Here is a 2566-nt window from a genome sequence, read left to right as displayed (position 1 = left end):
GTGGCGGCGGCGACGCTGCCCGGCGTGGCGGGCCTGGTGGTGGCCGCGCTGGCGATCTGCGCGGGCACCGGCCTGGCGACGCCGATCGGGTTCGCCCACCTGGCCTCGCACACCCCGCAGGAACGGGTCGGGCAGACCATGGGCGCGGCCGAGGTCGGGCGCGAGCTGGGCGACGCGGGCGGCCCGCTGCTGGTCGGGGCGATCGCGACGGTGAGCACCCTGGGCTTCGGCCTGCTCGGGCTGGCGGCGGTGCTGGTGGTGATCGCGCTGCTGGTGGCACGCGGCACGGCGACCCGATAGCCCGGTGACCCCGGCCCGCCGGGGGGAACCTCGGCGGGCCGGACATGGGGAGCCAGGCTTGGCGGGGCCAGGGCCCAGCGCTGTCCGGCCCCAGCGCTGTCGGGCCCCAGCGCTGTTTGGCCCCGGCGGAGCCTGGGCTTGGCGGAGTCCGGGCTTGGCGGAGGCGAGGCCCGGTGGGGACAGGCCCTGGCACCGGTCCGACCCGGCGCTGTCCGGCCCGGCGCTGTCCAAGCGGGCTGTACTGTCGCGCCCAGTACCCCGACCGGTGGGAGGCCCCGGTGCGGCTCGACGCGAAGACCACCCGCCCCACCGGCCGCGCGGCGCTGTTCACGATCGCGGCGGTGGGCGCGGTCGCGGACCTGGCGGCCAAGGTCCTGGCCGAGCGGAACCTGGTCGACGGCCCGGTCGACCTCGGCCCGCTCCAGCTGCGCCTGCTCCACAACGAGGGCGTGGCGTTCAGCCTCGGCTCCTCGCTGCCCGCGGGGGTCGTGACGGCGGTGACGGCGCTGATCACCCTCGGGGTGGCCCTGCACGCCCACCGCACCGCACCGAGCACCCCGCGCTGGGGCCGGGTCGCCCTGGCGCTGGTGCTGGGCGGCGCGGTCGGGAACCTGGTGGACCGGGCGTTCGACGGCGCGGTCACCGACTACTTCCACACCGGCTGGTTCGCGACGTTCAACGTGGCCGACGTGCTGATCAGCGCGGGCGCGGTCCTGCTGGTCCTGGTCACGCTGCTCACCCCGGAGCCGGAGCCCGCACCGGTCCCGCAGGAGCCCGCCGGGCGCTAGCGCCCCCCGCTCAGACCACGCAGAACTCGTTCCCCTCCGGGTCCTGGAGCACCACGCCGTAGTGCCCCGCGCCCGGCTCGTCCACGACCCGCAGCACCCCGGCCCCCGCCTCGACCAGCCGCTCCACCTTCGCCCTCACCCGCTCGACCCGCACCTCCAGCGGCACCCCGCGCCCACCGCCCACCTTCAGGTCCAGGTGCACCCGGTTCTTCCCGGCCTTGGCCTCGGGCACCTGCTGGAACCACACCCGAGGCCCCACCCCAGCCGGGTCGACGACGGACTCCGGCGTCTCCCCCGCCCCGTCCGCGAACTCCTCCTCCGGCACCCCCGTCGCCACCCAGTGCTCGCGCCAGGTGGCGTGCCCGCCGGGCGGCGGCTCGGGCACGTACCCGAGGGCCTCGGCCCAGAACGCCACCAGCCGCCGCGGGTCGGCGCAGTCGATCGTCACCTGCAAGGTCGTCTCCACCCCGACAGCCTGCCGCAGGGGTCCGACACCCGCGCCCGCGTCACACCCGCCCGAGCACCGCCCCGACCACCGCGCGCGCCTCCGGCCCCGGCCCGATCCCCAGCTCGGCGTCGAGCACCCGCTCCAGCCGCCGGTACACCTCCACCGCCCCCGCCCGGTCCCCCAGCAGCGCCCGCACCCGCATCAGCGCGACGTGCGCCGACTCGCGCGCCGGGTTAGCCGCCGCCTGCGCGGCCAGCAGGTCGGCCGCCTCCTCGCGCGCCCCCAGCTCCACCTTCGCCGCCGCCAGGTGCTCCACCACCGCCAGCCTGCGCTCGCGCCACAGCCCCGCCACCGCCACCGAGGGCTCCGAGGGCACCAGCCCCACCAGCCCCTCCACCGGCCACCCCGCCAGCGCCGCGCCCAGCTCCGCGTCGGCCGCCTCGGCGTCCCCGCGCCGCAGCGCCGCCACGCCCTCGCGCGCGTGCTCGGCCACGCGCAGCGCGTCGACCGACCCCGGCCGCACGTCCAGCCGGTACCCGTGCCCGACGTGCACCAGCAGCCCGCCCAGCCCCAGGCCCACGTCGTCCAGGCAGCGGCGCAGCCTGCTCGCGTACAGCTGGAGGTTCTTCCCCGCGCTGCGCGGCGGCTCCTGCTCCCACAGGGTGTCGAGCAACCGCCCGGTGGACACGGCCGCGCCCGCGTCCAGCGCCAGCGCGACGAGCAGCGTGCGCGCCTTCACCCCGCGGGGCACCACGCCGCGCGCGTGAGGGCCGCTCAGCTCCTGCCCGCCGAACAGCCGGATCGTCACGCCCTGCTGCGCACGCGCCACCGCACGGACCGCCATCCCCGCTCCTCCACCGCCCCTGGTCCCGCTCTCCCGCCAGCACACCCAGTTATGTCCTACCCGGAGTCACCGGTCGTTCTCGCCGGAGCCCATAGGGGAGGTCGATCACGGCGCATACCGGACGTATACCGCGACGTGGGAGCGTGCGCCCCGAGCCCCGGTGGCCGGACCGGCGCGCGCTGAGCA

3 protein-coding genes and 1 pseudogene are annotated in these 2566 nt (G+C 77.4%); 2 read left to right on the top strand and 2 right to left on the bottom strand.

Annotation, left to right across the window (positions count from 1 at the left end):
• Positions 1–300: pseudogene (locus ACTUAL_RS03355) on the top strand (MFS transporter); the annotation flags it as partial.
• A gap of 278 nt (positions 301–578) precedes the next feature.
• Entirely contained in the window at positions 579–1088 is a 510-nt protein-coding gene (lspA, locus tag ACTUAL_RS03350; RefSeq protein ID WP_440899232.1) for a signal peptidase II, read from the top strand.
• Between the two features lie 10 nt (positions 1089–1098).
• On the opposite strand, the gene ACTUAL_RS03345 is transcribed toward lspA, so the two are convergent.
• Both ACTUAL_RS03345 and ACTUAL_RS03340 read right to left on the bottom strand, forming a co-directional pair.
• Positions 1099–1554, bottom strand: coding sequence for a VOC family protein (locus tag ACTUAL_RS03345; RefSeq protein WP_440899231.1), 456 nt, complete (start codon positions 1552–1554; stop codon positions 1099–1101).
• Positions 1555–1594: 40 nt separating this feature from the next.
• Positions 1595–2380, bottom strand: a complete 786-nt coding sequence (locus tag ACTUAL_RS03340; protein WP_096494995.1) for an AfsR/SARP family transcriptional regulator — start codon at positions 2378–2380, stop codon at positions 1595–1597.
• Between the last annotated feature and the right edge of the window lie 186 nt (positions 2381–2566).

The organism is Actinosynnema sp. (assembly GCF_052038725.1).
The sequence above is the reverse complement of the archived record's forward strand: the minus strand, read 5'-3'. Positions and strand labels throughout refer to the sequence as shown.